This window comes from Burkholderia orbicola, from assembly GCF_900100915.1.
GTDB classification, from domain to species: domain Bacteria; phylum Pseudomonadota; class Gammaproteobacteria; order Burkholderiales; family Burkholderiaceae; genus Burkholderia; species Burkholderia orbicola.
In genome coordinates, this window is record NZ_FNKW01000001.1 from 576225 (window position 1) to 602328 (window position 26104).

24 protein-coding genes, 1 tRNA gene and 1 pseudogene are annotated in these 26104 nt (G+C 66.1%); 12 read left to right on the forward strand and 14 right to left on the reverse strand.

Annotated features, from left to right (window positions below; translation table 11 throughout):
- Positions 1-173: 173 nt before the first annotated feature.
- Together BLS50_RS02590 and BLS50_RS02595 are read left to right on the forward strand one after the other, a co-directional pair.
- Positions 174-2318 carry a phosphocholine-specific phospholipase C gene (locus BLS50_RS02590; protein WP_074800528.1) on the forward strand — a complete coding sequence of 715 codons (2145 nt, stop codon included), beginning with the start codon at positions 174-176 and terminating at the stop codon, positions 2316-2318.
- Between the two features lie 371 nt (positions 2319-2689).
- Positions 2690-3838 (forward strand): branched-chain amino acid ABC transporter substrate-binding protein, encoded by a 1149-nt coding sequence (locus tag BLS50_RS02595; RefSeq protein ID WP_012328174.1) that lies wholly within the window; start codon positions 2690-2692, stop codon positions 3836-3838.
- A gap of 136 nt (positions 3839-3974) precedes the next feature.
- Here BLS50_RS02595 and BLS50_RS02600 read toward each other — a convergent pair whose 3' ends face one another.
- Entirely contained in the window at positions 3975-4724 is a 750-nt protein-coding gene (locus tag BLS50_RS02600; RefSeq protein ID WP_011544971.1) for a FadR/GntR family transcriptional regulator, read from the reverse strand.
- 357 nt (positions 4725-5081) lie between these two features.
- Between BLS50_RS02600 and gudD the strand changes: the two genes are divergently transcribed.
- On the forward strand, positions 5082-6434 hold the full coding sequence (gene gudD / locus BLS50_RS02610) for a glucarate dehydratase (RefSeq protein WP_011544970.1): 1353 nt from the start codon (positions 5082-5084) through the stop codon (positions 6432-6434).
- Positions 6435-6636: 202 nt separating this feature from the next.
- Here the strand turns inward: gudD and BLS50_RS02615 are convergent.
- From BLS50_RS02615 to BLS50_RS02625, 3 genes and pseudogenes are all read right to left on the reverse strand, one after another.
- Positions 6637-7101, reverse strand: a pseudogene (locus BLS50_RS02615) (DUF2214 family protein).
- A gap of 39 nt (positions 7102-7140) precedes the next feature.
- Positions 7141-7941, reverse strand: a complete 801-nt coding sequence (locus BLS50_RS02620; RefSeq protein ID WP_074800531.1) for a hypothetical protein — start codon at positions 7939-7941, stop codon at positions 7141-7143.
- 236 nt (positions 7942-8177) lie between these two features.
- Positions 8178-9242 (reverse strand): glycosyltransferase family 4 protein, encoded by a 1065-nt coding sequence (locus tag BLS50_RS02625; RefSeq protein ID WP_006476459.1) that lies wholly within the window; start codon positions 9240-9242, stop codon positions 8178-8180.
- A 565-nt stretch (positions 9243-9807) separates the two neighbouring features.
- Between BLS50_RS02625 and BLS50_RS02630 the strand changes: the two genes are divergently transcribed.
- A complete protein-coding gene (locus tag BLS50_RS02630) occupies positions 9808-11640 on the forward strand; it encodes an ABC transporter ATP-binding protein (protein ID WP_023475440.1) in 1833 nt (610 codons plus the stop codon).
- 81 nt (positions 11641-11721) lie between these two features.
- Here the strand turns inward: BLS50_RS02630 and otsA are convergent, their stop codons facing one another.
- Positions 11722-13107 (reverse strand): alpha,alpha-trehalose-phosphate synthase (UDP-forming), encoded by a 1386-nt coding sequence (gene otsA / locus BLS50_RS02635; protein ID WP_006476461.1) that lies wholly within the window; start codon positions 13105-13107, stop codon positions 11722-11724.
- Positions 13104-13856 carry a trehalose-phosphatase gene (gene otsB / locus BLS50_RS02640; RefSeq protein WP_006476462.1) on the reverse strand — a complete coding sequence of 251 codons (753 nt, stop codon included), beginning with the start codon at positions 13854-13856 and terminating at the stop codon, positions 13104-13106. Before otsB ends, otsA begins: the two co-directional genes overlap by 4 nt.
- A gap of 280 nt (positions 13857-14136) precedes the next feature.
- Between otsB and BLS50_RS02645 the strand changes: the two genes are divergently transcribed.
- The 3 genes from BLS50_RS02645 to BLS50_RS02655 are packed head-to-tail and all read left to right on the forward strand — an operon-like array spanning position 14137 to position 16107.
- Positions 14137-14772, forward strand: coding sequence for an SCO family protein (locus tag BLS50_RS02645; protein WP_011544964.1), 636 nt, complete (start codon positions 14137-14139; stop codon positions 14770-14772).
- Between the two features lie 8 nt (positions 14773-14780).
- A complete protein-coding gene (locus tag BLS50_RS02650) occupies positions 14781-15227 on the forward strand; it encodes a copper chaperone PCu(A)C (protein ID WP_027805431.1) in 447 nt (148 codons plus the stop codon).
- 10 nt (positions 15228-15237) lie between these two features.
- Complete coding sequence (locus tag BLS50_RS02655) at positions 15238-16107, forward strand: cytochrome c oxidase assembly protein (RefSeq protein ID WP_074800534.1); 870 nt, start codon at positions 15238-15240, stop codon at positions 16105-16107.
- Between the two features lie 22 nt (positions 16108-16129).
- On the opposite strand, the gene BLS50_RS02660 is transcribed toward BLS50_RS02655, so the two are convergent.
- On the reverse strand, positions 16130-16621 hold the full coding sequence (locus BLS50_RS02660; protein ID WP_074800537.1) for a GNAT family N-acetyltransferase: 492 nt from the start codon (positions 16619-16621) through the stop codon (positions 16130-16132).
- A gap of 134 nt (positions 16622-16755) precedes the next feature.
- Positions 16756-17622: a pirin family protein gene (locus tag BLS50_RS02665; protein WP_074800540.1), complete on the reverse strand. Its 867-nt coding sequence runs from the start codon at positions 17620-17622 to the stop codon at positions 16756-16758.
- A 111-nt stretch (positions 17623-17733) separates the two neighbouring features.
- On the opposite strand from BLS50_RS02665, the gene BLS50_RS02670 reads away from it, so the two are divergent.
- Positions 17734-18651, forward strand: a complete 918-nt coding sequence (locus BLS50_RS02670; RefSeq protein ID WP_074800543.1) for a LysR family transcriptional regulator — start codon at positions 17734-17736, stop codon at positions 18649-18651.
- Between the two features lie 116 nt (positions 18652-18767).
- Complete coding sequence (locus BLS50_RS02675) at positions 18768-19271, forward strand: GAF domain-containing protein (RefSeq protein WP_074800547.1); 504 nt, start codon at positions 18768-18770, stop codon at positions 19269-19271.
- A gap of 112 nt (positions 19272-19383) precedes the next feature.
- On the opposite strand, the gene map is transcribed toward BLS50_RS02675, so the two are convergent.
- Together map and BLS50_RS02685 are read right to left on the reverse strand one after the other, a co-directional pair.
- Positions 19384-20190 carry a type I methionyl aminopeptidase gene (gene map, locus BLS50_RS02680; protein ID WP_074800550.1) on the reverse strand — a complete coding sequence of 269 codons (807 nt, stop codon included), beginning with the start codon at positions 20188-20190 and terminating at the stop codon, positions 19384-19386.
- Positions 20190-20426 (reverse strand): ParD-like family protein, encoded by a 237-nt coding sequence (locus BLS50_RS02685; RefSeq protein ID WP_011694229.1) that lies wholly within the window; start codon positions 20424-20426, stop codon positions 20190-20192. The genes map and BLS50_RS02685 overlap by 1 nt, the downstream gene beginning before the upstream one ends.
- Positions 20427-20573: 147 nt before the next feature.
- Between BLS50_RS02685 and BLS50_RS02690 the strand changes: the two genes are divergently transcribed.
- Positions 20574-21194 (forward strand): helix-turn-helix domain-containing protein, encoded by a 621-nt coding sequence (locus BLS50_RS02690; protein WP_074800553.1) that lies wholly within the window; start codon positions 20574-20576, stop codon positions 21192-21194.
- 50 nt (positions 21195-21244) lie between these two features.
- The gene (locus BLS50_RS02695; RefSeq protein ID WP_074800556.1) at positions 21245-21793 is read left to right on the forward strand and encodes a GNAT family N-acetyltransferase; all 549 of its coding nucleotides are present in this window, start codon (positions 21245-21247) and stop codon (positions 21791-21793) included.
- 90 nt (positions 21794-21883) lie between these two features.
- Here BLS50_RS02695 and BLS50_RS35830 read toward each other — a convergent pair.
- The 4 genes from BLS50_RS35830 to BLS50_RS02710 form a co-directional block, all read right to left on the reverse strand.
- Positions 21884-21999, reverse strand: a tRNA-Cys gene (locus tag BLS50_RS35830).
- 169 nt (positions 22000-22168) lie between these two features.
- The gene (locus BLS50_RS36240) at positions 22169-23083 is read right to left on the reverse strand and encodes a hypothetical protein (protein ID WP_256333919.1); all 915 of its coding nucleotides are present in this window, start codon (positions 23081-23083) and stop codon (positions 22169-22171) included.
- Positions 23084-23217: 134 nt separating this feature from the next.
- Positions 23218-24081, reverse strand: a complete 864-nt coding sequence (locus tag BLS50_RS02705) for an LD-carboxypeptidase (protein WP_074800562.1) — start codon at positions 24079-24081, stop codon at positions 23218-23220.
- 669 nt (positions 24082-24750) lie between these two features.
- Positions 24751-25017 (reverse strand): hypothetical protein, encoded by a 267-nt coding sequence (locus BLS50_RS02710; RefSeq protein WP_143028316.1) that lies wholly within the window; start codon positions 25015-25017, stop codon positions 24751-24753.
- 390 nt (positions 25018-25407) lie between these two features.
- Between BLS50_RS02710 and BLS50_RS35110 the strand changes: the two genes are divergently transcribed.
- Positions 25408-25974 (forward strand): hypothetical protein, encoded by a 567-nt coding sequence (locus BLS50_RS35110; RefSeq protein WP_143028317.1) that lies wholly within the window; start codon positions 25408-25410, stop codon positions 25972-25974.
- Positions 25975-26104: the final 130 nt, after the last annotated feature.

The window sequence follows — 26104 nt, forward strand, 5'->3', positions numbered from 1 at the left end:
TCCCGATGCCGGTCCGCTGCCCGTGCAAACGTTTCCGGACTTCACATGAATGACACCGATTCCTCGCTATGCTCGCGGCGGCACGCACCGGCGCAGCCGCATCCTGCGACCCGGTGCGCGCCCTTCCCGCAGGTCCCGCCAATCGGCTCCCTCTTTACCCCACGATAACGACCATGACCCGATCGAACCGTCGTGACTTCCTGCGCGTCGCCGCCGGCACCGCCGGCGCTGCCGCGCTGAACCTGTTTCCGCCCGTGATCCGGGATGCGCTCGCGATTCCCGCGAACCGCCGCACCGGCACGATCCGCGACATCGAACACATCGTGATCCTGATGCAGGAAAACCGCTCGTTCGACCACTACTTCGGCACGATGCGCGGTGTCCGCGGCTTCGGTGACCCGCGCCCGTTGCGCCTCGCGAACGGCAAGTCGGTGTTTCACCAGCCGGTCGGCCCGGCCGAACTGCTGCCGTTCCACCCGGGCGCCGACAAGCTCGGCCTGCAGTTCCTGCAGGACCTGCCGCACGGTTGGCAGGACATGCACGCCGCCTGGAACAAGGGCCGCTACGACCAGTGGGTGCCGAACAAGGGCACCACGACGATGGCGTACCTGAAGCGCGACGACATCCCGTTCCACTACCAGCTCGCCGACGCGTTCACGATCTGCGACGCGTACCACTGCGCGATCCCGAGCTCGACCGACCCGAACCGCTACTACATGTGGACGGGCTACGTCGGCAACGACGGCACGGGCGGCGGCCCGGTGCTCGGCAACGAGGAAAAGGGCTACGGCTGGACGACCTATCCGGAAGTGCTCGAGCAGGCCGGCGTGTCGTGGAAGATCTACCAGGACGTCGGCACGGGGCTCGACGCGAACGGCTCGTGGGGCTGGACGCAAAACCCGTACATCGGCAACTACGGCGACAACTCGCTGCTCTACTTCAACCAGTACCGCACCGCGCTGCCCGGCACGCCGCTGTACGACAAGGCGCGCACCGGCACCAACATCAGCGCCGGCGGCACGCTGTTCGACGTGCTGCAGCAGGACGTGAAGAACGGCACGCTGCCGCAGGTGTCGTGGATCTGCGCGCCCGAAGCATATTCCGAGCACCCGAACTGGCCGGCGAACTACGGCGCGTGGTACATCGAGCAGGTGCTGAAGGTGCTGGTGTCGAATCCCGACGTGTGGAGCAAGACCGCGCTGTTCATCACGTACGACGAAAACGACGGCTTCTTCGATCACGTGCCGCCGCCGTTCGCGCCGCAGTCGCGCGAGAACGGGCTGTCGACGGTCGCGACGACCAACGAGGTGTTCGCCGGCGACGCGTCGCACATGGCCGGCCCTTACGGGCTCGGGCCGCGCGTGCCGATGCTGGTCGTGTCGCCGTGGACCAAGGGCGGCTGGGTCTGCTCGCAGACCTTCGATCACACGTCGCTGCTGCAATTCATCGAGGCGCGCTTCGGCGCGCAGTATCCGGTCACGGCCGCCAACGTGTCGCCGTGGCGCCGCGCGGTGTGCGGCGACCTGACGTCGGCGTTCGAGTTCGCGACCGCGGACGCCGCATGGCCGACGCTGCCCGACACCAGCGGCTACGCGCCGCCCGACCACGTGCGCCATCCCGACTACATCCCGGTGCCGCCGGTGCTGCAGAAGCTGCCGAAACAGGAAGCCGGGCTGCGTCCGGCGCGCGCGCTGCCGTACGAGCTGTTCGTGCACGGCCGCGTCGAAGCCGCCAACGGCCAGTTCCGGCTGACCTTCGCGAACACGGGCCGGGCGGGCGCCGCGTTCCAGGTCCAGTCGCGCAACCGCGTCGACGGCCCGTGGGCGTACACGGTCGAAGCCGGCAAACGTATCGCCGATACGTGGAGCGCCGCCGCATCGCTCGGCCTGTACGACCTCGACGTATACGGCCCGAACGGCTTCTACTGCCATTTCCGCGGCCCGTTCGCGACCGGGGTCGGCAGCGCGGACGTGAACCCCGAGGTGATCTACGGCTACGACGTCGCGAACGGCAACATCACGCTGCGCCTGATGAACCGCGGCCACAAGGCCGTGCGGCTCAAGGTCACGAACGCGTACGGCCACGGCCACGCGCGTACGTTCGACCTCGCGCCGGGCGCGCACGTCGACGATTACTGGGACCTGCGCGGCAGCCACGGCTGGTACGACCTCACCGTCAGCGACGGCCGCCTGCTCGGCTTCCTGCGCCGCTTCGCCGGCCACGTCGAAACGGGCCGCCCGAGCACCAGCGACCCGCTGATCCGCACGACCGCGTCGCACGACGACGCCGAAGCCGCGTCGGACGCCCTGTCCGACTGACGTCGACCCACGCGCGGCGCGGCCCTTCTGACGGGCCGCGCCGCGTTTTTGCCCGCACCGCCCCTCTTCTCTGCGCCCGTTGCGTTCGCGACGGGAAACTCCCGATACCGGCCGCCCGTGCACGCGCGGAAGCTATGCGCAAATCCGCATCGAATGCGCGACAAATTTCCAAGACCCGCGCATATCGGCGACCTATATATCGAAGCAATCGGGGCTCTTCGCGGAGCCTGACGGGAGATGTTTCCGAGGATCACGATGCCGACCTCCCCGCCCGATTCCGAGAAGCGGTCGAACCGCCCGCCCGTCGCACGCGCCCGGCCCGCCCAGGCGCGCGCGGTACCCACTCGCCGGTGTCGAACAAGAGGAACAACATGAAATTCCGTCATTCCCTGCTGTCGGTGTCGATTGCATCCGCGCTTGCCCTTCTCTCGCAACAGGCTGCCCAGGCTGCCGACACAACCGACGTGAAGGTCGGCTTCGCCGCGCCGCTCACGGGCGTGAACGCCGGCTACGGCAAGGATCTGCAAAACGGCGTGCAGCTCGCGCTCGACGATGCGGCCGCGCAGAAGGTGCAGATCGCCGGCAAGCCCGCCCGCTTCAATCTCGTCGTGCAGGACGACCAGGCCGACCCGCGCATCGGCGTGCAGGCCGCGCAGGCGCTGGTCGACCAGAACGTGTCGGTCGTGGTCGGTCACTTCAATTCGGGGACGACGATTCCGGCGTCGGTGGTCTACGACAAGGCCGGCATTCCGGTGATCGACCCGGCCGCGACCAACCCGACGCTCACGTCGCGCGGGCTCGCGAACATGTTCATGGTGATCGCGACCGACGGCCAGAATGCCGGCAACGCGGGCAAGTACGCGGTCGAGGTGACGAAGGCGAAGCGCATCGCGATCATCGACGACCGCACCGCGTTCGGCCAGGGCGAGGCCGACGAATTCGAGAAGGCCGTGAAGGCCGCCGGCGGCAACCTCATCGGCCGCGAGTTCACCAGCAACCAGGCGGTCGATTTCCGTGCGCAGATCACGAGCCTGAAGGCCAAGAATCCCGACCTGATCTTCTTCGGCGGCCTCGATTCGCTCGCCGCCAACTTCATCAAGCAAATGCGTCAGCTCGGGCTGAACGCGCAATTCGTCGGCGGCGGCGGCGTGAAGGACAACGAGTTCATCAAGATCGCGGGGCCGGCCGCCGAAGGCGCGATGGCGTGGGAATACGGTCAGCCGCTCGACGAGCTGCCGCAGGGGAAGGATTTCGAGGCGCGCTTCAAGAAGCGCTTTGGCGTCGACGTGCTGTCGTATGCGCAGTTCGGCTATGACGCGGCGTGGGCGGCGATCAAGGCGATGCAGGCGGCCGGTTCGACCGACCCGAAGGCCTATCGTCCGGCGCTGAAGAAAATCGACTTCCCCGGCGTGACCGGCCGCATCTCGTTCGCGAACGACGGCTCGCTGAAGAGCGGGATGTCGACGCTGTACCAGGTGAAAAACGGCGCGTGGAAAACGATCGTGACGAAGGGAGGCTGATCGGCGAGACGGGCGGCCGGCGGCGGGAACGCCGCCTGGCCGCGGAGATCGAGACGATTGCGTCGCTCTTGTATGACGACTGATGTTAAAGCAATGCCAGCGGACCCGCGACCTCGCGAGCCCCGTGACGCAACGGTCAGCCCGCCTCGGCCTCGGCTGCCTCGTGCGCGCGGCGCAGGCGCTCGCGGCTGTTGGTGAGGTGCGTGCGCATCGCGGCGCGCGCCGCTTCCGGATCGTGGCGCGCGATCGCCTCGTAGATGTCCTCGTGCTCATGGTTCAGCCGGCCGACGTAACGCTCGAGGTCGTCGCCGGCAAAGCGCGCCGAATTCACCCGCGTACGCGGAATGATCGACGTGCCCAGCTGCGTCATGATGTCGACGAAATAGCGGTTGCCGGTGGACTGCGCGATCTGCAGATGGAACTGGAAGTCGAGCTGCGCGGTGTCACGCCCGCCGCCCGCGCCCGTCGCGATCGCGTCGAGCGCGCGCCGCAGCGCGGCGAGGTCGGCATCGTTCGCGCGCTGCGCGGCCAGGCTCGCGCACTCGCTTTCGAGGCTGATACGCAGCTCCAGCACCGCGAGCACGTCGCGCAGCGTCGTGATCGTCGCGGGATCGATGCCGAGCGTCTGACGGCGCGACGGCTCCAGCACGAAGCTGCCGATGCCGTGGCGCGTCTCGACGAGGCCGCTCGCCTGCATCCGCGAGATCGCCTCGCGCACGACCGTGCGGCTCACGCCCTGCGCCGCCATGACTTCGGTTTCGGTCGGCAGCTTGTCGCCGGGCCGCAGCGTGCCGTTTTCGATCTGCGCGGTCAGCGCGTCGACGACATCTTGTGCGAGGCTGCGTGCGCGACGGCGCGGCGCTGCGGGAAGCGTAGGCACGGACATGTGGCCGGTTCCTTTTTGAATGATCGTAATGTGAGCCGAGGGTTTACGCGGGGTTTGAGCGAAAGCCGATGTTTCATTATACTGCGTCACAAGTCATCCGACGACTGATGATCGGTGCACGGATCTCCTGTCGACTCAGGTCGGCTGTTCAGCACCGCCCGGTCCCGTGCGTGACGATCGACCCGCGTTCGCGTTCTGCGCTCCGCCGGCCCGGTTGTCGCTTCCACCCCATTCGGGTTGCGTCGACATGCGGGGCTTGCGCGCCGCGCACGTCGGTTGTCGAATGATCGCACCTCCCGCCGCGCGCGGCAAAGCTTTTGCCGCACGGCATCGCCCACTCTTTCGCCATCGCCGCCCATGAACGCCGTCACTGCCTCGCCCTCCCACGACACGCCGCGCATCGTCGACCTGCAAGCGATTCCGGTCGCCGGCCACGACAGCATGCTGCTCAACCTGAGCGGCGCGCACGGCCCGTTCTTCACCCGCAACCTCGTGATCCTGAAGGACAGCGCGGGCCGCACGGGCGTCGGCGAAGTACCGGGCGGCGAAAGCATCCGCCGCACGCTCGACGACGCGCGCGCGCTCGTCGTCGGCCAGCCAGTCGGCAACTACCATGCGGTGCTCAACGACGTGCGGCGCACCTTCGCCGACCGCGACGCAAGCGGCCGCGGGCTGCAGACCTTCGACCTGCGCACGACGATTCACGCCGTCACCGCGCTCGAAGCCGCGCTGCTCGACCTGCTCGGCCAGCATCTCGGCGTGCCGGTCGCCGCGCTGCTCGGCGAAGGCCAGCAGCGCGAGCGGGTCGAGATGCTCGGCTACCTGTTCTACATCGGCGACCGCACGAAGACCGCGCTCCCCTATCGCGACGGCCGCGGCGCGACCGACGACTGGACGCGCGTACGCGACGAAGCCGCACTGACGCCCGAAGCCGTCGTGCGGCTCGCCGAAGCCGCGCATGCGCGCTACGGCTTCAACGACTTCAAGCTGAAGGGCGGCGTATTCGAAGGGGCCAGCGAGATCGAAGCCGTGACGGCGCTCGCCGAGCGCTTCCCCGACGCGCGCGTGACGCTCGATCCGAACGGCGCATGGTCGCTCGACGAAGCCGTGCGGCTGTGCCGCGATCAGCATCACGTGCTCGCGTATGCGGAAGATCCGTGCGGTGCGGAGAACGGTTACTCGGGACGCGAGGTGATGGCCGAATTCCGCCGCGCGACGGGGCTGCCGACGGCGACCAACATGATCGCGACCGACTGGCGGCAGATGGGCCATGCGGTGCAGTTGCACGCCGTCGACATCCCGCTCGCCGATCCGCACTTCTGGACCATGCAGGGGTCGGTGCGGGTCGCGCAGATGTGCCGCGACTGGGGCCTCACGTGGGGTTCGCATTCGAACAACCACTTCGACGTGTCGCTCGCGATGTTCACGCACGTCGCGGCCGCGGCGCCGGGCCAGGTCACCGCAATCGATACGCACTGGATCTGGCAGGACGGCGAACGGCTGACGCGGGAGCCGCTGAAGATCGAGAACGGGCTGGTGGAAGTGCCGAAGCGGCCGGGGCTCGGCATCGACATCGACATGGATGCGGTCGCGCTCGCGCACGAGCTGTACAAGCAGCACGGCCTCGGCGCCCGTGACGACGCGGCGGCGATGCAGTACCTGATCCCGGGCTGGACGTTCAACAACAAGCGCCCGTGCCTCGTACGCTGAGCGTGGGAGGGACCGGGCGGCAAGGTCGCCCGGTCGGATGGAATGAGGCGATTCGCCCGTGTATCGGCGATCGCCGGCCGGGAAAGACCGGCGAAGCAAAAGCGGGATTCGCGAATGCGCGGCCGGCCGGTCGCCCCGCGACGATCCTGACCGGGCGCCCCTAACCGAGCCTCCCTAACCGGGCCTGCCTAACCGACCGCACCTACCCAGCCAGCCCGATCCCCCGCGCCATCCCCGACGCGGCGAACACGATGACGATCACCAGCACCGCCTGCCAGTGGCCGATCCGCACATAGGTGCGCGCCCGGCCGAGATCGGGCAGTTGCTGCCGCCGCGCGACGATACGTCAGCGGATCAGCCCCAGCATCGGCACGACTTCGAGCAGCAGGAGCAGCACGAGCGCGGTCATCTTCAGGTGAAAGAGCGGTTCGTGCAGGTAGTACGCGGCCCCTTTCTCGAAACCGCCGAACGCCCGCGCAAGGCCCGTCGCGATCAGCACGAGCGCCGACAGCCCCCAGACCGCATCCGCCTTGAACACGCCGGGCAAATCGGCTGGCTGCGCCGACGCGATGAGCCGGCGCAACGCACGGTTACGCGCCGCGATCGCGGCGAATGCGACGCCGAACGCACTCAGGTGAATGGCAGCCAGCAACCAGCGGACGATCATCGCGCCTCCTTGTCGCCCGCGCCCGGTGCGCGAGCCGTGTCAGACGATCTGCTTGAGCGCCGCGTCGAGCGCGAGCACCGCGACGCGGTCGCCTTCGGTCGCGAGCGGCGCGCGCATCACGATCTGCCGGTTGTGGCCGACCGCCGCCGGTGAATCCCACAGCAGCTCCACCTTCGGTCGATTGAACAGGCTGCCGCGGCGCGGCGGCACGACCGCCGGCTGCGCGCCCTGCTCGCCCGCGGCGGGTGTCGCGTGGCCGGGCCAGCGCACCGACAGTTCGCGTGCATCGTACTGACCGACCTTGCGGCTTTCCATCCAGACGATCGCGGTGCGCGTCAGCACGTCGAGCGAAATCGCATACCGGCCCACCGCGAAGCGGCGCGCGGCCACGTTGGTCCGCCACAGCGGCCGCGGCCGGCAGATCCATACGATCGCCGCATAGAGCGCCGGCGCGGCGACGAGCCAGCCGTTGGTCGCCGTCACCGCGTGCAGGGCGCGGCGCCAGCCGGCCGCCCACGTGAACGCGCCGATCGACCACACGGCGAACAGGAAGCCGATCAGCGCGAACGCGCGCAGCGCCTGGCGCAGCCACTGCGGCAGCGGATGGAACGGCCGCTCGGCCCGGGCGGCGGCGCCCGGCAGCGCGAGCAGCAGGAAGATCAGGATGAGGTAGAGGAATGCCCACGGCGACGACACCATCGCCGACAGCGACGAGCGATAGCCCATCTGGGACATCGAGAACAGCCAGCGCGCGAGCAGCACGAGACCGATCGCGCGCAACGCGAAGATCACACCGGCGCCGGGGGCCGGCGCTGCGCGCGTGGTTTTCGTTCTCGCCAAGACTGCTCTCCTCTGGATATTCATACTGGGCCGGATTTCACGGCACGGCCATTATAGGGACATTACCGTCTGGACAGATGGCCGGATGGCGTGCCGGGCCGCTTCGAGGGCCGTTCGCGGCGCCGGGCGCGGCGAGAATACAACACATCCGCGCCGCAGATGTGACAACGCCCCGCCGGAAAACCCGGACGGGGCGTCGTGACGGCCGCGCACCGCCATGCGGCGGCGGCCCGCAATCAGCTTGCGTTGACTTCGCGGAGCACCGTGCGGCGCTTCTGGCGCAGCAGTTCCTCGTAGCCCTTCACGTAGTTCTGCGCCATCACCTTCGACGAGAAACGGGCTTCGAATGCGGCGCGAACCTTCTCGCGCGGCAGCGTATCGAGGCGCTTGAGCGCGGCGACAGCCGACAGTTCGTCTTCGACGACGAAGCCCGACACGCCGTTGTCGATCACTTCCGGCACCGAGCCGCGCTTGAACGCGATCACCGGCGTGCCGCAGGCCATCGCCTCGATCATCACCAGGCCGAAGGGCTCCGGCCAGTCGATCGGGAACAGCAGCGCATGCGCGTTGCCGAGGAATTCGGTCTTCTCCGACTCGCTGATTTCGCCGATGTACTCGACGTGCGGCAGCGCGAACAGCGGCTTGATCTTCTCTTCGTAGTACGCGCGGTCGGCCTTGTCGAGCTTCGCGGCGATCTTGATCGGCAGGCCGGCCTGCTCGGCGATGCGGATCGCCGTGTCGACGCGCTTCTCCGGCGAGATGCGGCCGAGGAACGCGAGGTAGCTCGGCTTCACGTTCGGGATCGGCGTCAGCAGGTTTTCCGGCAGGCCGTGGTAGACGGTCGACAGCCAGTTCGCCTGCGGCAGCGGGATGCGCTGGTTGTCGGAGATCGACACGACCGGCACGTCGCTGAACGCGTTGAAGATCGGCTGCAGTTCCGGCAGGTCGAGACGGCCGTGCATCGTCGTCAGATGCGGGACCGGCTGACGCGAGAACAGCGAGAACGGGTAGTAGTCGATGTGGCAGTGCAGGACGTCGAACTCTTCCGCGCGGCGGCGCACCTGCTCGAGCAGCAGCATGTGCGGGGCCATCACGTCGCGGATCGTCGGGTCGAGGCGCAGCGCCTGCGGCCAGCACGCTTCGAGCTTCGCGGAGGTCTGCGAATCGCCGCTCGCGAAGAGCGTGACGTCATGCCCCATCTCGACGAGTGCTTCGGTGAGGTAGGACACCACCCGCTCGGTACCACCGTACAGTTTCGGGGGCACCGCTTCATGCAACGGAGCGATTTGGGCGATTCGCATGCGTAACTCCTAAAAAATCGGCAAAAAACCAGGTATGGGTCGGCAACCTGCCGGTGGTCCGGGCTGGATACATGTCGTCCGAACCTCGGACGAATCAGCCTGCCGGGGGCGTCGAACCCGCGCTGCACAAGGAGCGTCGGCGACGCGACAGGCATAGAACGTTTGAAACGAAGACCCGTTGACAGGGGTTCGTAAAAAACCTGGAATCGAACCCGGAGCCGATTATCTAGGGTTAATCCCGATACGGCGCACGACATTTCAAACACTTTACTTTGTTACAAAGGAGCAACACTTTGCAACCCGCGGACTCGGGTGTCCGTTCTAGAGTGGAAGGCCGTTTTGGCGATCCTTGTTAACCCGTAGCTGCCGGCAGCGTGATTCCGGCACACGAGGCACGACGGGATGCCGGATTTTATCTCAAAATCGATCGCGAGCCTCTGGCCAAGGCAAGATTCGCGCAGCGCGACGCGCGGCCTTGTTTACAATGCCGGATTATTCAGTCCGAGCGAACGTCGGCCTGCGATCCAGCCGCCACGCTCAATCACCGAATCACCGCACGCATATTTTGGAATCTCTCACCCCTGCCCAGCGCAACGCCCACAACGCGAAGCTGTCGAGCTACGCGCACCGGCCGATCGCGTTCCTGTTCCGCTACATCCGCCTCCACCCGGTCGCGCACCTGGTCGTGCTCTGCAGCGTGCTGGCCGCCGTCGGCTGCGCGCTCGGCTCGCAATACGCGATCAAGCACCTGATCGACGTGCTGGCGACCGGGCGCCATCACCCCGGCCCGCTGTGGAGCGCGTTCGCGCTGCTCGTCGGGCTGATCGCGGCCGACAACCTGCTGTGGCGCGTCGGCGGCTGGGTCGCCGCGCACACCTTCGTCGCGGTCACCGGCGACCTGCGGCGCGACCTGTTCCAGTATCTGATCGGCCATTCGCCGACGTATTACTCGGAGAAGCAGCCGGGCACGCTCGCCAGCCGCATCACGGCCACGTCGAACGCGGTCTACACGTCGGAGAACACGATGGCGTGGAACGTGCTGCCGCCGTGCATCGCGGTGATGGGCGCGATCCTGATGATCATCGTCGTCAATCCGCTGATGGCGGCCGGCCTGCTCGGCTGTTCGGCCGTGCTGTCCGTCATCCTGTTCAAGCTCGCCGGTCGCGGCTCGGCGCGCCACCACGCATTCGCGGCGAAGGCCGCGGCGGTCGACGGCGAGCTCGTCGACGTGATCGGCAACATGGGCCTCGTGCGCGCGTTCGGGATGACGCTGCGCGAACAGAAGCGCTTCAGCGCGACGGTGAAGGCCGAGATGGACGCGCGCCAGCAGAGCCTGCTCTATCTCGAGAAGCTGCGGCTGCTGCATGCGGTGATCACCGCGATGCTGTCCGCCGGCCTGCTCGGCTGGGCGCTGTGGCTGTGGGACCAGGGCCGCGCGACGTCGGGCGACATCGTGCTCGTCAGCTCGCTCGGCTTCACGATCCTGCACGGCACGCGCGATCTCGCGGTCGCGCTCGTCGACGTCACGCAGCACGTCGCGCGCCTGTCCGAGGCGGTGAAGACGCTGCTCGAACCGCACGGGATGCCCGACCGCTCGGACGCGCAGCCGCTGTCGGCCAAGGGCGGCCGCGTCGACTTCGAGCGCGTGACGTTCGCGTACCCGCACCGCCGCGCGATCCTCGACCACTTCGACCTTCATATCGAGCCGGGCCAGCGCGTCGGCCTGATCGGCAAGTCGGGCGCCGGCAAGTCGACCGTGCTCGCGCTGCTGCAGCGCTTCTACGATACGCAGGACGGCGTCGTGAAGGTCGACGGCCAGGACGTGAAGGGCCTCACGCAGGACAGCCTGCGCCACGCGATCGCGCTGGTGCCGCAGGACATCTCGCTGCTGCACCGGACGATCTACGACAACATCGCGTACGGCCGCCCCGACGCGACCCGCGACGAAGTGCTCGCCGCCGCGCGCGACGCGCGCTGCGCGGAGTTCATCGAGGCGATGCCGGAAGGCTATGACACGATCGTCGGCGACCGCGGCGTCAAGCTGTCGGGCGGCCAGCGCCAGCGCATCGCGATCGCGCGCGCGATCCTGAAGGATGCGCCGATCCTGCTGCTCGACGAAGCGACATCGGCGCTCGACAGCGCGTCCGAGGAAGCGATCCAGAGCGCGCTCGACCGCCTGATGGTCGGCCGCACGGTGATCGCGATCGCGCACCGCCTGTCGACGCTGCGCAACTTCGACCGCATCATCGTGATGAACAACGGCAAGGTGATCGACGACGGCCCGCCCGACGTGCTGCGCAACCGCCCCGGCCTGTACCGCGACCTGCTCGCGAAACAGCACGGCCGCCATCATGCGGCGCCCGACGGCAACACGCCGACCGGCGAACGCGTGGCCTGACGCACCGGTATCCGCCGACAAAAAAGCCGCCGTGCTTGCGCACGGCGGCTTTTTCAATTGCAGCGCAAGCAATAAATCGGATCAGACCTGCTGCAGATCACGCAGGAAATTGTCCCGCCACACCGACACGTTGTTCTCGCGAAGCTGCGCGATCATGTCCGCGTAACGCGCACGCCGCTCGGTGAGCGACATCGTCAGCGCCTGCGACAGCGCATCGGCCATCCCGTCGATATCGATCGGATTGACGATCAGCGCGCCCGTGAGCTCACGCGCGGCGCCCGCGAAGCGCGACAGCACCAGCACGCCCGGATCGTCCGGATTCTGCGCGGACACGTACTCCTTCGCGACGAGGTTCATCCCGTCGCGCAGCGGCGTGACGAACCCCACGCGCGCGAGCCGGTACAGCGCGGCCAGCACCTGACGGTCGTACTGACGGTGAATGTAGAGGATCGGCGCCCAGTCGAGCTCCGCGTAGCGCCCGTTGATGCGCCCCGACTCCGCTTCGAGCTGCAGGCGGATGTCCTGGTACGCGCGCAGGTCCGCGCGCGTCGACGGTGCGATCTGCAGGAACGACACGCGGTTGCGGATCGACGCCTGGTGCTCGAGCAGCTTCTCGAAGGCCCGGAAGCGCTCGACGAGCCCCTTCGAATAATCGAGTCGGTCGACGCTCATGATCAGTTGCCGCCCGCGCAGCGACGTCGCGAGCGTGCGCACCGCCTTGCCGTGCTCGCCCGCCTGCGCGAGCGACGCGATCTCGTCCGGATACACGCCGATCGGATAGGCGGCCGCGCGCAACGTCTGGCCGAATGCCCGTACGCGCACCGTGTGCCCGTCGTGCTCGACCTCGCCGTCCGCTTCGAACTCGACGTAGTCGCAAAACGCGCGCAGGTCGGGCTCGGTCTGGAAGCCGAGCAGATCGAACGCGCACAGCGACTCGACGAGCTCGCGGTGCGGCGGCACGTTGACGAGCACCTGCGCGGCCGGAAACGGGATGTGCAGGAAGAAGCCGATGCGGTTCTTCACGCCGGCGTCACGCAGCGCACGCGCGAACGGAATCAGGTGATAGTCGTGCACCCAGATCACGTCGTCGTCCTGCAGCAGCGGCACGAGCTGCTGCGCGAGCCAGACGTTGACGCGGCGGTAGCCGTCGAATTCGTGGCGATCGTACTGGATCAGGTCCGCGCGGTAATGGAACGCGGGCCACAGCGTCGCGTTCGAGAACCCGCGGTAATACTGGTCGTAATCGCGGCGCGTCAGCCCGACGGTCGCGAACGTCACCGGCCCGCGCTCCTCGATGCGGATCTGCGGCTGCGGCGCGCCGGACGCGACCACTTCGCCGCTCCAGCCGAACCACATGCCGCCGGTTTCCTTCAGCGCGTCATAGACGCCGATCGCGAGGCCGCCCGCCGCCGGTTCGCCTTCCGAAATCGGCGCGACGCGGTTTGAAACGATGATGAGCCGGCTCATGCGTGCGGTTGCCCCGCACCGAGCCAGCCTGCGATCTGCTCATGCAGCGCGTCGACCGAATCGAGCCGCATGCGCGCGGACGTCTCGCCCGCGCCGACCTTGATCGACAGGCCGCCGCGCGCGTTGACCACCGCGAAGCCCTTTTCGTCGGTCAGGTCGTCGCCCGCGAACAGCGGCACGCGGCCCGCAAACGGCGGCTCGTCGAGGAACGCGGCGAGCGCGCGGCCCTTGTCGACGCCCTTCGGCTTGATCTCGAACACCATCTTGCCGGGTTGCAGCACATACGCATCCGCATAGTCGGCGACGAGGCGCTCGGCCGCTTCGCGCGCCACCGCCTCGCGCTCGGGCGCATTGCGGAAGTGCAGCGCGACGGCCGCGCCCTTGATTTCGAGCAGCATGCCCGGATGGCGGTCGACCACGCCGGCAAGCTCGCGCTCGATGCGCAGCAGGCGTTCGTCGTTGAAGCCGATACGCTGCGTGTCGCCGTTCGCATCGCGGCGCTCCGCGCCGTGCAGGCCGGCGATCGGCAGGCCGGGCATCTTCAGGAACGTGTCGAGGTTGTCGATCCCGCGCCCGGACACGATCGCGACCGCGCCGTGCGAGCGGCGCGACAATTCGTCGAGCAGCGTCAGCAGCGACGGCGGAACGTGAATGGCGTCGGGGGTCGGCGCCAGTTCGACGAGCGTGCCGTCGAAGTCGAAGAAGAACGCGGTATCGGTCAGGGACAGGGAAGCCGGAACGGATTGCATCGATTCGATAGTCTGAGGGCCGGCCGGCAAACGCAGGCCGCCACTGCGCGAATGGAGTTGTGCGCATCTTACCGCGCCTGCGCCCCCAGATGGGCGAAACCGCGGCTGCGCGGACATCGCATCGGCCACCCCGTCAACTGCGACATATTGCCCCGCTCGCCCGCGCCGTATCGGTTTCGAAAGGACGCGGGCGCGCGAATTGCGCTACAGTCGCAACCGCCTGCCGCGCGGCGCATGGCATCGCGCCGGCCGGCCCCCTTTCGTCCGATCGAGCCCCAGGATGTCGTCTGCCCGCCCCGCGCCGCACCGGCGCCTCTCCCGCCTCATCCGCACGGCTGCGGCCCTCGCCGCCGCCGTGGCGCTCACCGCGTGCACGCACGACGAGCCGCGCTGGAACCTGACCAACGTCACCGGCCACCTGCCCGATCTGTCGTTCAAGCTGACGGGCGGCGACGGCCATCCCGTCGACGCCGATGCGTTCCGCGGCCGCGTCGCGCTCGTCTACTTCGGCTACACGCACTGCCCCGACGTCTGCCCCGAGACGCTGGCGCGGCTGATGGAAGTGCTGGCGAAGCTCGGCCCACGGGCGGACGACGTGCGCATCCTGTTCGTCTCGGTCGATCCCGCGCGCGATACGCCGCAGGCGATGCAATCCTATGTCGCCGCGTTCGACGCCGCGCATGCGCGCGGCCTGACCGGGACCGACGGCCAGATCGAATCGCTGGCCAAGCGCTATCGCGTCGCATACCAGATGGAAAAACGCGATCCGTCCGGCGGCTACGAAGTGACGCACAGCTCGGCCGTCTACATCTTCGACGCGACCGGCCGCGCGCGGCTGCTCGCGACCGATCGCGATTCGCCCGACGCCATCGCCGCCGATGTGCGCCGGATCATCGACACTGCCTCCACGACCTGAATTCCGCCATGAACACGAAAACGACCCTCAAGACGTTCGCCCTCGTCGCCGCGCTGTGCGCCGGCGCCCACGCGTATGCCGCCGGCGCGATCAGCGCGCAGAACGCGTGGGTGCGCTGGCTGCCGAACAAGTTGCCCGCGGGCGGCTACGTGACGCTCGTGAACACCGGCGACAAGCCGATCGATCTCGTCGACGTCGACAGCCCCGATTACGGGATGGCCATGCTGCACCAGACGGTCTCGAATGGCTCGACGCAGAAGATGGAGATGGTCGACAAGCTGACGATCCCCGCGCGCGGCAAGGTCGACATCGCGCCGGGTGGCTATCACTTCATGCTCGAGGAACCGAAGCACGCGATCAAGCCGGGCGACACCGTGCACCTGCGCCTGAAATTCTCCGACGGCGAGACGGTCGATGCGCCGTTCGCCGTGAAATCGCCGGCCCAGGCGAAGTGATGCGCGCGCGATGAATCTCCTGTACTGGCTCGATCCGTGGGAACCGTCGCCGACCGTGGTCGTCGCGGTGCTGACGGCCGCCGTGCTGTTCGCACGCGGCGTGAAGAAGGCGAAGGTGTCGCCACTGCGGCAGTTCTCGTTCTGGTTCGGGCTGACGGCGCTCTACATCGCGCTGCATACGCGGCTCGACTACTTCTTCGAGCATGAATTCTTCATGCACCGCGCGCAGCACCTCGTGCTGCATCACCTCGGGCCGTTCTTCATCGCACTGTCCTATCCGGGCGCGGCGATCCGCGCGGGCATTCCGTTCAGCTGGCGGCGGCGCTTCGTGCACCCCGCGCTCGCGTGGGCGCCGGTGCGCGCGACCCTCGACGTGGTATTTCATCCGGTCGTCGCGGTCGTGCTGTTCGTCGGGCTGATCTATTTCTGGCTGCTGTCGCCGATCCACTTCATCGCGATGCTCGACTGGCGTCTCTATCGCGTGATGAACTGGAGCATGGTGATCGACGGGCTGCTGTTCTGGTGGCTCGTCGTCGATCCGCGTCCCGCACCGCCCGCGCGGCTGTCGCCGGGCCGCCGGATTCTGATCGTCGTCGCGGCGATCCCGCCGCAGATCGCGCTCGGCGCGCTGATCTTCTTCACGCCGCACGAACTGTATCCGATCTACTCGATCTGCGGCCGCGCGTTCACGTGGCTGAGCCCGCTGCGCGACCAGCAGATCGGCGGCCTGCTGCTGTGGATTCCCGGCTCGATGATGAGCGTGATCGGCGCGCTGATCGCGCTGCGGCACTGGCTGCGGTTGTCCGCCCGCGGGCGCCTGATCGGCGAGCGGGTCGCGCAGCACGCGGACGAGCCGCCCGTCGCGCGCACCGCGCACTGATTGCCACGCGGCGCGGCACGCATCACGCGCGCGCGCTGCTCATCCATACGTGCGGGATGCCATCCTCGTCGTGCACGTCCGAACTCGGCGTGAAGCCGAATGCCCCATAAAAACGCTGCAAGTGAGCCTGCGCATGCAGGCTCACCGGCGTATCCGGCCATTGCGCGCGGATATGCTCGAGCGCGCGCGACAGCAGCCCGTTGCCGAGGCCCGCGCCGCGAAACGCGGCGGTCGTCAGCACGCGGCCGATGCGCACGTCGGTATGCTGCGCGTCGGGCAGCAGCACACGCAGATAACCGGCCAGGCGGCCGGCCGGATCGAAGGCCGCCAGGTGCCACGCGGCCTGGTCCGCATCGTCGATGTCGCGATACACGCAGTTCTGCTCGACGACGAACACGGCGCTGCGCGCTTCGAGGATCGAATAGATTTCGCGCGCCGTCAGCGCGTCGAAGGGTTTCCAGCGCCAGTCGAGATCGACGGTGCTGGGGAATGCGGTGGGTGCGGAAGCGTTCATGTGCGGTCCTGATTCGGGCGCGCCGGCCGGCGCGCGGCAACCGCCGATTATGCCTCGAAGCGCCCGACCCGCGCGACCGCCCGCCACGCCCGAAAAAAAAGCCCCGCATCGCGCGGGGCCTGCTCGTCACACCGTCATGCCGGCATCTGGCCGAAGCGGCCGCTGTTGAAGTCCTCGATCGCGGTCCGGATTTCCTCTTGCGAGTTCATCACGAACGGGCCGTAGCCGACCACCGGCTCGTCGATCGGCTCGCCGCTCAGGATCAGCAGCTTCGCGTCGCCGTTCGCTTCGATCTCGACGTCGCTGCCATCACGGCCGAGTTGCACGAACTGCGCTTCGCGCGCCACCGTCTCGCCGTTCACCAGCACGGTGCCGCTCAGCACGACCACCGCGAGCGTGCGCCCTTCGGCGACCGGGAACCGCGCATGGCCGCCCGCCGCGAGCCGCACGTCCCACACGTCGATCGGCGTGTGCGTGCGGGCCGGGCCGCGCCGCCCGTCGAGCTCACCGGCGATGATCCGCGCCCGCCCTGCACCGTCCGGCAGCTCGACCACCGGGATATCGGCGTTCAGCAGCGTCTGGTAGCCGGGTGCGCCCATCTTGTCCGCGGCGGGCAGGTTCACCCACAGCTGCACCATCTCGAGCGGGCCGCCCTGCTTCGTGAACGCCTCCGAGTGGAATTCCTCGTGCAGGATTCCGCTCGCGGCCGTCATCCACTGCACGTCGCCCGGGCCGATGGTGCCGCCCGCGCCGGTCGAGTCGCGGTGCGCGACTTCGCCGTCATAGACGATCGTCACCGTTTCGAACCCGCGGTGCGGATGCTGGCCGACTCCGCGCGGCGCGGTCGCCGGTTCGAACGTCGCGGGGCCGGCGTAATCGAGCAGCAGGAACGGGCTCAGGTGCGTGCCATGAGACTGGTAGCTGAACATCGAACGCACCGGAAAACCGTCGCCGACCCAATGGCCGCGCGGCGCACTGTACACACCCTGGATCTTCTTCATTTGCCTTCTCCGAATTGCGGCGAAACACGTGTTTCGCATCCATGACCGACAATATAGTGATGGAACGATCGATCCGGTAGACTGCCGAAATCGCACTCAGCGTTCCATTTCATGAACGATAAAGCGCGAGATCTGAACGATCTCTACTACTTCGTGCAGGTCGTCGAACACGGCGGCTTCGCGCCGGCCGGGCGCGCGCTGGACATGCCGAAATCGAAGCTGAGCCGCCGCATCGCGCTGCTCGAGGCGCGGCTCGGGATGCGGCTGATCCAGCGTTCGACGCGCCGCTTCACGGTCACCGACGTCGGCCAGACCTATTACGCGCATTGCCGCGCGATGCTCGTCGAGGCCGATGCCGCCGACGAGGCGATCGCGCTGCTGCATGAGGAGCCGCGCGGCATCGTGCGCGTCAGTTGCCCGATCGTGCTGCTCGATTCGCTGGTCGGCACGATGATCGCCGCGTTCATGGCCGCGTGCCCGCGCGTCGAGATCCACCTGGAAGCGACCAACCGGCGCGTCGACGTGGTGGGCGAAGGGATCGACGTCGCGATCCGCGTGCGCCCGCCGCCGCTCGAGGACAGCGATCTCGCGCTGCGGGTGCTCGCCGAACGCGGCCAGTGCCTCGTCGCGAGCCCCGCGCTGCTGCGCGAGCAAGGTGTACCGGCCGTTCCCGCGGACCTGACACGCCTGCCGAGCCTCGATCACGGCGTGCCGCAGTCCACGCACGTATGGCGGCTGCGCGGGCCCGACGGCGCGCATGCGGAAATCCATCACCAGCCGCGCTACGTGACGGGCGGCATGCTCGCACTGCGCGCGGCGGCCGTTGCAGGCGTCGGCATCGTGCAGTTGCCGACGATGATGGTGCGCGACGAGGTTTCGCGCGGCGAACTGGTCACGGTGCTGCCCGACTGGGCGCCGCGCCGCGAAATCGTGCACGCGGTGTTCGCGTCGCGCCGCGGGCTGCTGCCGGCGGTGCGGGCGCTACTCGACTTTCTGGCCGAGCGGTTCGCCGAACTCGAACCCGACTGAGCGGGGCCGCATCACGCACGACCACGCGCTGCAGACCACGCACGGGTGCCGTAGACTGCGGTACGCGCAGTGCGCCTTCAGTGCGCCTTTTTGACAACCCCTATCGCTTTCCCGCCATGTTCACGCTGTCCAACGACCCTACCGCCGCCAAGGCCGATCAATACGCGACGCTCGTCGAGCAGGCACGCGCGCTCGTCGAATCCGAACGCGACCTGACCGCGAACGCCGCGAATTTCTCCGCGCTCGTCTATCACTCGCTCGATCGCCTGAACTGGGCCGGCTTTTACTTCTTCGACGGCACCGAGCTCGTGGTCGGGCCGTTCCAGGGCAAGCCCGCGTGCGTGCGGATCGCGCTCGGCAAGGGCGTGTGCGGCACGGCCGCGCAGACCCGCGAGACGCAGGTCGTGCGAGACGTGCACGACTTCCCCGGCCATATCGCGTGCGATGCGGCGTCGGAATCGGAAATCGTCGTGCCGCTGGTGGCCGGCGACGGCACGCTGATCGGCGTGTGGGACGTCGACAGCCCGGTCGCCGCGCGCTTCGACGACGAAGATCGCAAAGGGATGGAGGCGCTGTGCCGCGTGTTCGTCGAACACGCGTGGCAGAAGGCGCGCGGTTAAGCACCGCTGCGCCGTGTCGTTCGCGGCGCCGGCCGCCGCAAACGACACGGGCCCCGCGAAGGGGCCCGTTTCATTGCAACGCCGCGCCGCCGTGTGCGGCGCACGGCCCGCGTCAGGCCGCGTGCGTGCCCGACAGCGCCGCGAACGCCTGCGGCTTCGCGTCCTCGGTCAGCACCTCGAAGCCGGTTTCCGTCACCACGACCATGTGCTCCCATTGCGCGGACAGCGAATGGTCCGCCGTCACGACCGTCCAGCCGTCGGCCAGCACGCGCGTGTCGCGCTTGCCCGCGTTCAACATCGGCTCGATCGTGAAGATCATCCCCGGCCGCAGCGGCAGGCCGGTGCCCGGGCGACCGTAATGCAGCACCTGCGGTTCGTCGTGATACACGTCGCCGATGCCGTGCCCGCAATACTCGCGCACCACGCTGAACCCTTCGCGATGCGCGACCTGCTGGATCGCATAGCCGACGTCGCCGAGCGTCGCGCCGGGACGCACCGCGCGGATGCCGGCGCGCATCGCCTCGTAGGTCGCCGCGACGAGCCGCCGCGCGAGTTCGCTCGGTTCGCCGACGAAATACATGCGGCTCGTATCGCCGAACCAGCCGTCCTTGATCACCGCGATGTCGAGGTTCACGATGTCGCCCTCGCGCAGCGGCCGCGACGTCGGAATGCCGTGACAGACCACGTGATTGACCGACGTGCACAGCGTCTTCGGATAGCCGTGGTAGCCGATGTTTGCGGGGATCGCGCCCAACTCGTCGACGATGTATTCGCGGCAGCGCGCGTCCAGCTCGTCGGTAGTGACGCCCGGCTTGACGTGCTCGGTGATCATCGTCAGCACCTGCGACGCGAGCTTCGCGGCTTCGCGTGACTTGGCGATTTCCGCGGCACCGCGGATCGGGATTTCGCGTTTCGCCATCACGCCACCTGCTCGATGCTATGCGCGGCCGTCTCGGCCGGCCCCACGTCGCCGCCCCGCGCCTCGGCCTCGATCAGCATCTTGCAGATGTCGCCGTAGGACAGCGCCGGGTTGAGTTCCGCCAGCATCCCGACGCGCAGCCAGTGTTCGGCCTGCGCGTTGATCGAACGGCTCAGCGCCGTACTCGTCGAGCGCAGCCGTTCATGCATGTGCTCGGAAATCTTGATGATGCCCATATATCCCCAATTAAACGAAACGTAGCTGTTTCGTATATTACGCCGCGTACGACGACCGGGCAAGCCGTTCGCGTCCCCCGTCCCGTCGAATCGCCACGGGAAATGTCGTTGACACCGAATTCCAGTTTGCTGGAAAATTAATCCATCATGAAAGAATCAGCGATCACCGCGACCGACGACACCGGCATCAACGAGCGCATTGCCCGGCGCGTGCGTGACCTGCGCACCGTTCGAGGCTACACGCTCGACGCGCTGGCCGCGCGTTCCGGCGTCAGCCGTTCGATGATCTCGCTCATCGAACGCGCGTCGGCCAGCCCCACAGCCGTCGTGCTCGACAAGCTCGCGGCCGGCCTCGGCGTGTCGCTGGCCGGGCTGTTTGGCGGCGACCAGGACGACGCGCCCGCACAGCCGCTCGCACGGCGCACGCAGCAGGCCGAATGGCGCGATCCGGCGTCCGGCTATGTGCGGCGCAACCTGTCGCCGGTCGGCTGGCCGTCGCCGATCCAGCTCGTCGAAGTCGATTTCCCGCCCGGCGCGCGCGTCGCGTACGACAGCGGCGGGCGCGAAAGCGCGCCGCACCAGCAGGTGTGGATCATCAGCGGCCGCGTCGACGTTACGTTGGGCGATACGCTTCACGAACTTCGCGAAGGCGACTGCCTGGCCATGCGGCTCGACCAGCCGCTGATCTTCAGCAATCCGTCATCGCATGCCGCGCGCTATGTCGTCGCGATCTGCGATGCGTCCGCCGCCGGTGGGCGCAGCGCGTGATGCGCGCGTCGCGGGCGCAACCGGTTTAGAACCAACAGGAAGGAACCCACATGAATTCCCCGACCCAGCGCGACGACGTGCGCCTGATCGATTGCAGCGAGGCCGAGCACGCCGCGGCCATTCTCGAGATCCTGAACGACGCGATCGCGAACTCGACCGCGCTGTACGACTATCGGCCGCGTCCACCGGAGGCGATGGTCACGTGGTTCGCGACGAAGCGCGCGGGCGGTTTTCCGGTTTTCGGCGCCGTCGACGCAGCGGGCACGCTGCTCGGCTTCGCGAGCTGGGGTACGTTCCGCGCGTTCCCGGCGTTCAAGTACACCGTCGAACACAGCGTCTACGTGCGCAACGACCAACGCGGTCGCGGGCTCGGCGAACTGCTGCTGCGCGAAGTAGTCCGCCGTGCGCGCGAAGCGCAGGTGCACGTGCTGGTCGGCTGCATCGACGCGACCAATGCCGGGAGCATCGCACTGCATACGAAGCTGGGATTCGTGCACTCGGGCACGATCGCGGAGGCGGGATTCAAGTTCGGCCGCTGGCTCGATGCGGCGTTCTATCAGTTGAAGCTCGAGACGCCGGCGCAGCCGGTGGATGGGTGATCGGCTGGCGGCCGTCCGTCGCATGCACCGTGCGCGACGGTTTCCAGGCGATGCAGAAAAAGAAAAGCCCCGCCGAAGCGGGGCTTTTTCTGGAGGCGCGAGCCGGAGTCGAACCGGCCTAAACGGCTTTGCAGGCCGTCACCTTATTCATAAAATCAATATGTTGTGGCAATTGACCAACCACATTGACCGCTCTGCCGAGCGCCTCAACTCTTAAGCCCAGTGACGACGTCATGCGGTCGGCCAAGCCGCACTGATTGCAACGGCCGATTTCGACCCGAAGCGGCCGGTCGACACTCTATGAAGCAACCATTCGGACGCGGGTTTGGTGATCACCTCGGTGAGAAAGTGTCATACGCGCATACGAAAAACCTCTCACGGTGTTGCATCACGATTTACTGCCTCGAAAAGCGTTTTGTCGCGGGTGACTAAAAACACGCCCGGGCTGCCTGAACCGAGCACGTGCAGAGGCTCCAACTTGGCGACTTGTCTCCAGAATTCTTCTGTGTACATGTCATCGACGTTGAGCGGACTAAACCCTAAGCGATTCACGAAATTTGCATGGGGCTCAAATTTTATAAACCTATCGTACACATACCACTCGTCAAAGCCTGGCATCGGAAGCTGAGATACCACCTTGACTAACGGACTAATCGCGAGTGCACCGATCTTTGACCATCCAGCCGTGAATTCCTCATTGGTCGGCGTATATGGGCCGCTGTCACAACTTGCAATTGCAACATATCGCCCTAGCACTAATTCCGGACAGCGTAGAACCAAGTCATCGATAGCCCCGTCAGTCCCGTCGTTCCATTCGACAACCCGATAGTCGGCACGTTCGCCTGTTCGCGTTATTGTTACTCTCTCCCCGCTCTCGTCCGCCAGATTGTCGATCATATTTTCCAGCAATGACCGAACATGTGTTTCCACTTCTTCGCGTGTGCCCTCGAAGTTCAAGCTAATAGCGCCACTTCCGAATTGACAATTAGTTTCCTCCTGCACTACTTCGTAGCCGAGTATGAATGTTCCATCGTTGCGCTGATATACGTGAAACCCAACGTCATACATCAAGCCGTGTGCATTTTGTCGCACATACCGAAACGTCTGATCATATCCGGCCCGAAGTTTCATCTGGTTGCCTCCATTCGACAGCAATTGAGACTTACGATCTGGATTTCTGTGCGGTTCCGTGCAGAAGGGGCGGGAAGCGACGGGGGTTATCGGCGTCGCTGAGCGCTTGCGTAGCTTCAGCTCCGTATCGGTCATTTTCACCCCATAGTCTCTTTTCATTCTACTGTCCGTCGACGAACATGCCCGCTAATGGATGTCGACAATCTAGACGTTGATGTCGATCGACCGCATCTGGCCGAATCCCGTCCGCTGCCCGACAATCGACGATCGAACAGGGTGTGCGAAGGGCAAAGCTATCGCAGCAACATGCCTCCGCGGATCTCGGCAGGCCGTCCAATCACCCACGACAGATTGCGCTGACCATGCCCCACGGGAAGGCCCCCATAGATTGGGGCGCCGAGCGGCGCCAACACGTCCAGCAGAACGTCCGTGAGTAAGTAGTTGGCCCCGGCCGGCAACGGGCAGCGGATGAAGTCGCCGAGCACAATCGCGCGTGCGCCATCGAGGATACCGGCGTGACGCATCGTCATGATGCTGCGGTCAATGCGGTATGCAAGTTCAGTAACGTCCTCCAGAACGACAATCGAGTCGCGAAATCTAGGCTGCCAACGGCTGCCGGCCATGCTCGCGAGTACCGTGAGATTGCCGCCGACAAGCGGCCCTCCGATCGAATCAGCCGCCCCATGCAGACGTTCGAGTGGCAGTGGCGTCGGCGAGACCCCGGTGAGCGCACCCAGAACGCTGAGGCGCGACTCCTCGTCAACTTTCGTCGCGAGGCCGTTGAGCGTCGGCCCGTGAATTACGGTGACGCCGGGAATCTGCTTCAGCGCACAGAAAAGCGCGGTCGCATCGGAGAAGCCGATCACGGTTTTCTTTCGTGGCACGGTAGTGGGCAGCGCGGACAGCACATGCGCAGAGCCATAGCCGCCGCGTGCGATCCAGACGATATCGACTGCCGGGTCTGACAACGCGGCAAGCAGATCGCCAATACGATCCTGATGAGATCCCGCGAGATACCGGAACCGGTCAGTTACGTGCGCGCCCACACAGACGGAAAAACCCCAACTTTCCACCAGCGACACGGCCTGCGCCAGATTATCCCCGTCAGGAATGCCCGCCGGCGCCACGACGGCCACCCGTTTACCTTGCACTATCACGTCGGTTGCTCCATTAGTTTCACCAGTCGCCGGTGCCAAGCATTTGAGCGGAACGTAGCCGCGCTCCCACCAGGGGCCGCCTCCGCATTGAAAGCAGAAATCGTTGTGTCTTGCCTACCTCTTGCCACTTCTGACGCAACGATTGTCGCGAACCGCGAGCCGCCGTATGCACGAGACATAATGCGACCCACAAGCTTACGAGATGCGCCCCCAGTGAAGTGGCAATGCAACCCCAGTCACGCCTTTATCAGCCTGACGCCGACGTCGACGATTCAGGCGCTGAGGTCGAGCGGCCGCTCCTGGCCGAAAAGGGACAGCATGGAGATCTCCGCCCTGGTATGCCGCCCCGTAGTTCAGGGGATGGAATGATAAGCGCAAGGCTTATCCAGCAAGGCTGCAGCCTCGTGCTGTAGCAAATTTGTAGCACACAAAAAAGCCCGCTTGCAGCGGGCTTTTGTGCTTCTGGATTCAGATCGAGCCACTGGGTTGCAAAGCTACTTGCAGTGCCCGATGATGCAGCAGTACCTGCGTCTTATTTGACAAGGCTCCACGCGCAAACCTACGCCCTGACCTACGCTCACGCCTTTCCGGATCGGCGGTTACCCCTTAGAGATGTTCGCCCAATCCCAAAAGAGCGCTCATGAATTCGCTAGTAGGCGAGCGCCTGCTCTACAACTGGAACAAGGCGCCCAAGATAACGACTGCAAAGAACGCCAGCCCAATCCCCCCCTGGAGTCTGGTTCGTCGAACCATTTTGGCTGACATAATGTCTTCTGCAGACATGTTGAGCCAGAATTTGTACCACCATCGCCAGGCCCTTGATCTGCAATAGAAGGCCAATATTCGCTCTGGACGAAATGCCATGATTGCGAATATCGCCGTGCCGTAAGCGCTCACGACGACGCCGAAAATGAGACGGTAGGTCGATTCGTTCACGTAGCGGTCTCCGGTCGACATATCGAGGAAATGGACAGAACGTCCGATGTTCGATCAACGAACCCGTACAGTCACAATCTAGACTGTCGACGGCAACTGGCGTGTCGGGGTTAGCACTATGTGGCGGGTTGTGCCCGCAGCGCTACACCCGCGAGGCAGGACAGGCCCCTGGTCGCTGCCGATTCCCCCTGCACCTGGCCAAACGGCGAACTTCGCGCAGACGCGTCCGGCCCGCTGGTAAACTCAGGCGGCCAAAGCAACTTTTCCCGGTCACATGAGCATGCAACCCACCGCAGCACCTGCACCCGTCACTCCAATGATGTAGCAGTACCTGCACATTAGCTGACAAGACCAAAATTCAAAAGCTGCGCCCGGAGCCACGCCAACACCATGACAACCAAGCTAAAACACGCATGCCTTTCGCTCGCCCGTACAGTTCTTTGGAGAAATGGCGCTGAGTCGAACGACGTTGTCGAAACCCTTGCCGAGCGCTTCGAGGAATTAGCACGCGAGCACGAAGATTTTGTTCGACGACAGCGTGAGTCCGACGACGTCATTGCAGACGCCGTGACGTACTTGGAACACGTCCACGCGTTGCCGACGGGAACCGAAACCGAGTGGTTCCGTCAAGCGCTCAATGTTCTAATGGAAATTGCGGTCCCGAATACCGGGCATTCGCAAGAGTCGGCAAAGATGCTCCCCCACCTGCAACTTGGCATAAGGGAATCGCTGGCGGATACGCCGGTGCCACGAGCGGCACAGCGAATCGCCGACGATGAGGCAAAACAAGTCCAATATTTGTCTGAAGCGGGTCAACAGTACGGCGCTGTATCAGACATCCTAGACATCGCTGAAAAGGTCTACTACGGCGACCCGCTAGATGGCGACGATACTCATATGCTTTATCTCGCTGCTATTGCTGCCCCCTTAACGCGACAGGCCCGAAAAGAAGACTGAACTCGATCCAGTCGCACAGAGGCGTCGCCACATCACCGCAAGGCGACTCTAGCAGGGCCTCTATCCAGAATCTGCCGCACACACATAAGTCCGCTCATAGCAGGCTTATGTGTGCCTGAGCGCAGCAAAG

Coding starts and splice junctions, on each gene's coding strand:
- BLS50_RS02650 (WP_027805431.1), top strand. CDS start 14,781: ATGAACACGAAAACGACCCTCAAGACGTTCGCCCTCGTCGCCGCGCTG.
- BLS50_RS02655 (WP_074800534.1), top strand. CDS start 15,238: ATGAATCTCCTGTACTGGCTCGATCCGTGGGAACCGTCGCCGACCGTG.
- BLS50_RS02625 (WP_006476459.1), bottom strand. CDS start 9,242: ATGCGAATCGCCCAAATCGCTCCGTTGCATGAAGCGGTGCCCCCGAAA.
- BLS50_RS02665 (WP_074800540.1), bottom strand. CDS start 17,622: ATGAAGAAGATCCAGGGTGTGTACAGTGCGCCGCGCGGCCATTGGGTC.
- BLS50_RS02590 (WP_074800528.1), top strand. CDS start 174: ATGACCCGATCGAACCGTCGTGACTTCCTGCGCGTCGCCGCCGGCACC.
- BLS50_RS02695 (WP_074800556.1), top strand. CDS start 21,245: ATGAATTCCCCGACCCAGCGCGACGACGTGCGCCTGATCGATTGCAGC.
- BLS50_RS02600 (WP_011544971.1), bottom strand. CDS start 4,724: ATGTCCGTGCCTACGCTTCCCGCAGCGCCGCGCCGTCGCGCACGCAGC.
- map (WP_074800550.1), bottom strand. CDS start 20,190: ATGGCGAAACGCGAAATCCCGATCCGCGGTGCCGCGGAAATCGCCAAG.
- BLS50_RS36240 (WP_256333919.1), bottom strand. CDS start 23,083: ATGAAAAGAGACTATGGGGTGAAAATGACCGATACGGAGCTGAAGCTA.
- BLS50_RS02595 (WP_012328174.1), top strand. CDS start 2,690: ATGAAATTCCGTCATTCCCTGCTGTCGGTGTCGATTGCATCCGCGCTT.
- gudD (WP_011544970.1), top strand. CDS start 5,082: ATGAACGCCGTCACTGCCTCGCCCTCCCACGACACGCCGCGCATCGTC.
- BLS50_RS02675 (WP_074800547.1), top strand. CDS start 18,768: ATGTTCACGCTGTCCAACGACCCTACCGCCGCCAAGGCCGATCAATAC.
- BLS50_RS02660 (WP_074800537.1), bottom strand. CDS start 16,621: ATGAACGCTTCCGCACCCACCGCATTCCCCAGCACCGTCGATCTCGAC.
- BLS50_RS02670 (WP_074800543.1), top strand. CDS start 17,734: ATGAACGATAAAGCGCGAGATCTGAACGATCTCTACTACTTCGTGCAG.
- BLS50_RS35110 (WP_143028317.1), top strand. CDS start 25,408: ATGACAACCAAGCTAAAACACGCATGCCTTTCGCTCGCCCGTACAGTT.
- otsB (WP_006476462.1), bottom strand. CDS start 13,856: ATGCAATCCGTTCCGGCTTCCCTGTCCCTGACCGATACCGCGTTCTTC.
- BLS50_RS02690 (WP_074800553.1), top strand. CDS start 20,574: ATGAAAGAATCAGCGATCACCGCGACCGACGACACCGGCATCAACGAG.
- BLS50_RS02685 (WP_011694229.1), bottom strand. CDS start 20,426: ATGGGCATCATCAAGATTTCCGAGCACATGCATGAACGGCTGCGCTCG.
- BLS50_RS02645 (WP_011544964.1), top strand. CDS start 14,137: ATGTCGTCTGCCCGCCCCGCGCCGCACCGGCGCCTCTCCCGCCTCATC.
- otsA (WP_006476461.1), bottom strand. CDS start 13,107: ATGAGCCGGCTCATCATCGTTTCAAACCGCGTCGCGCCGATTTCGGAA.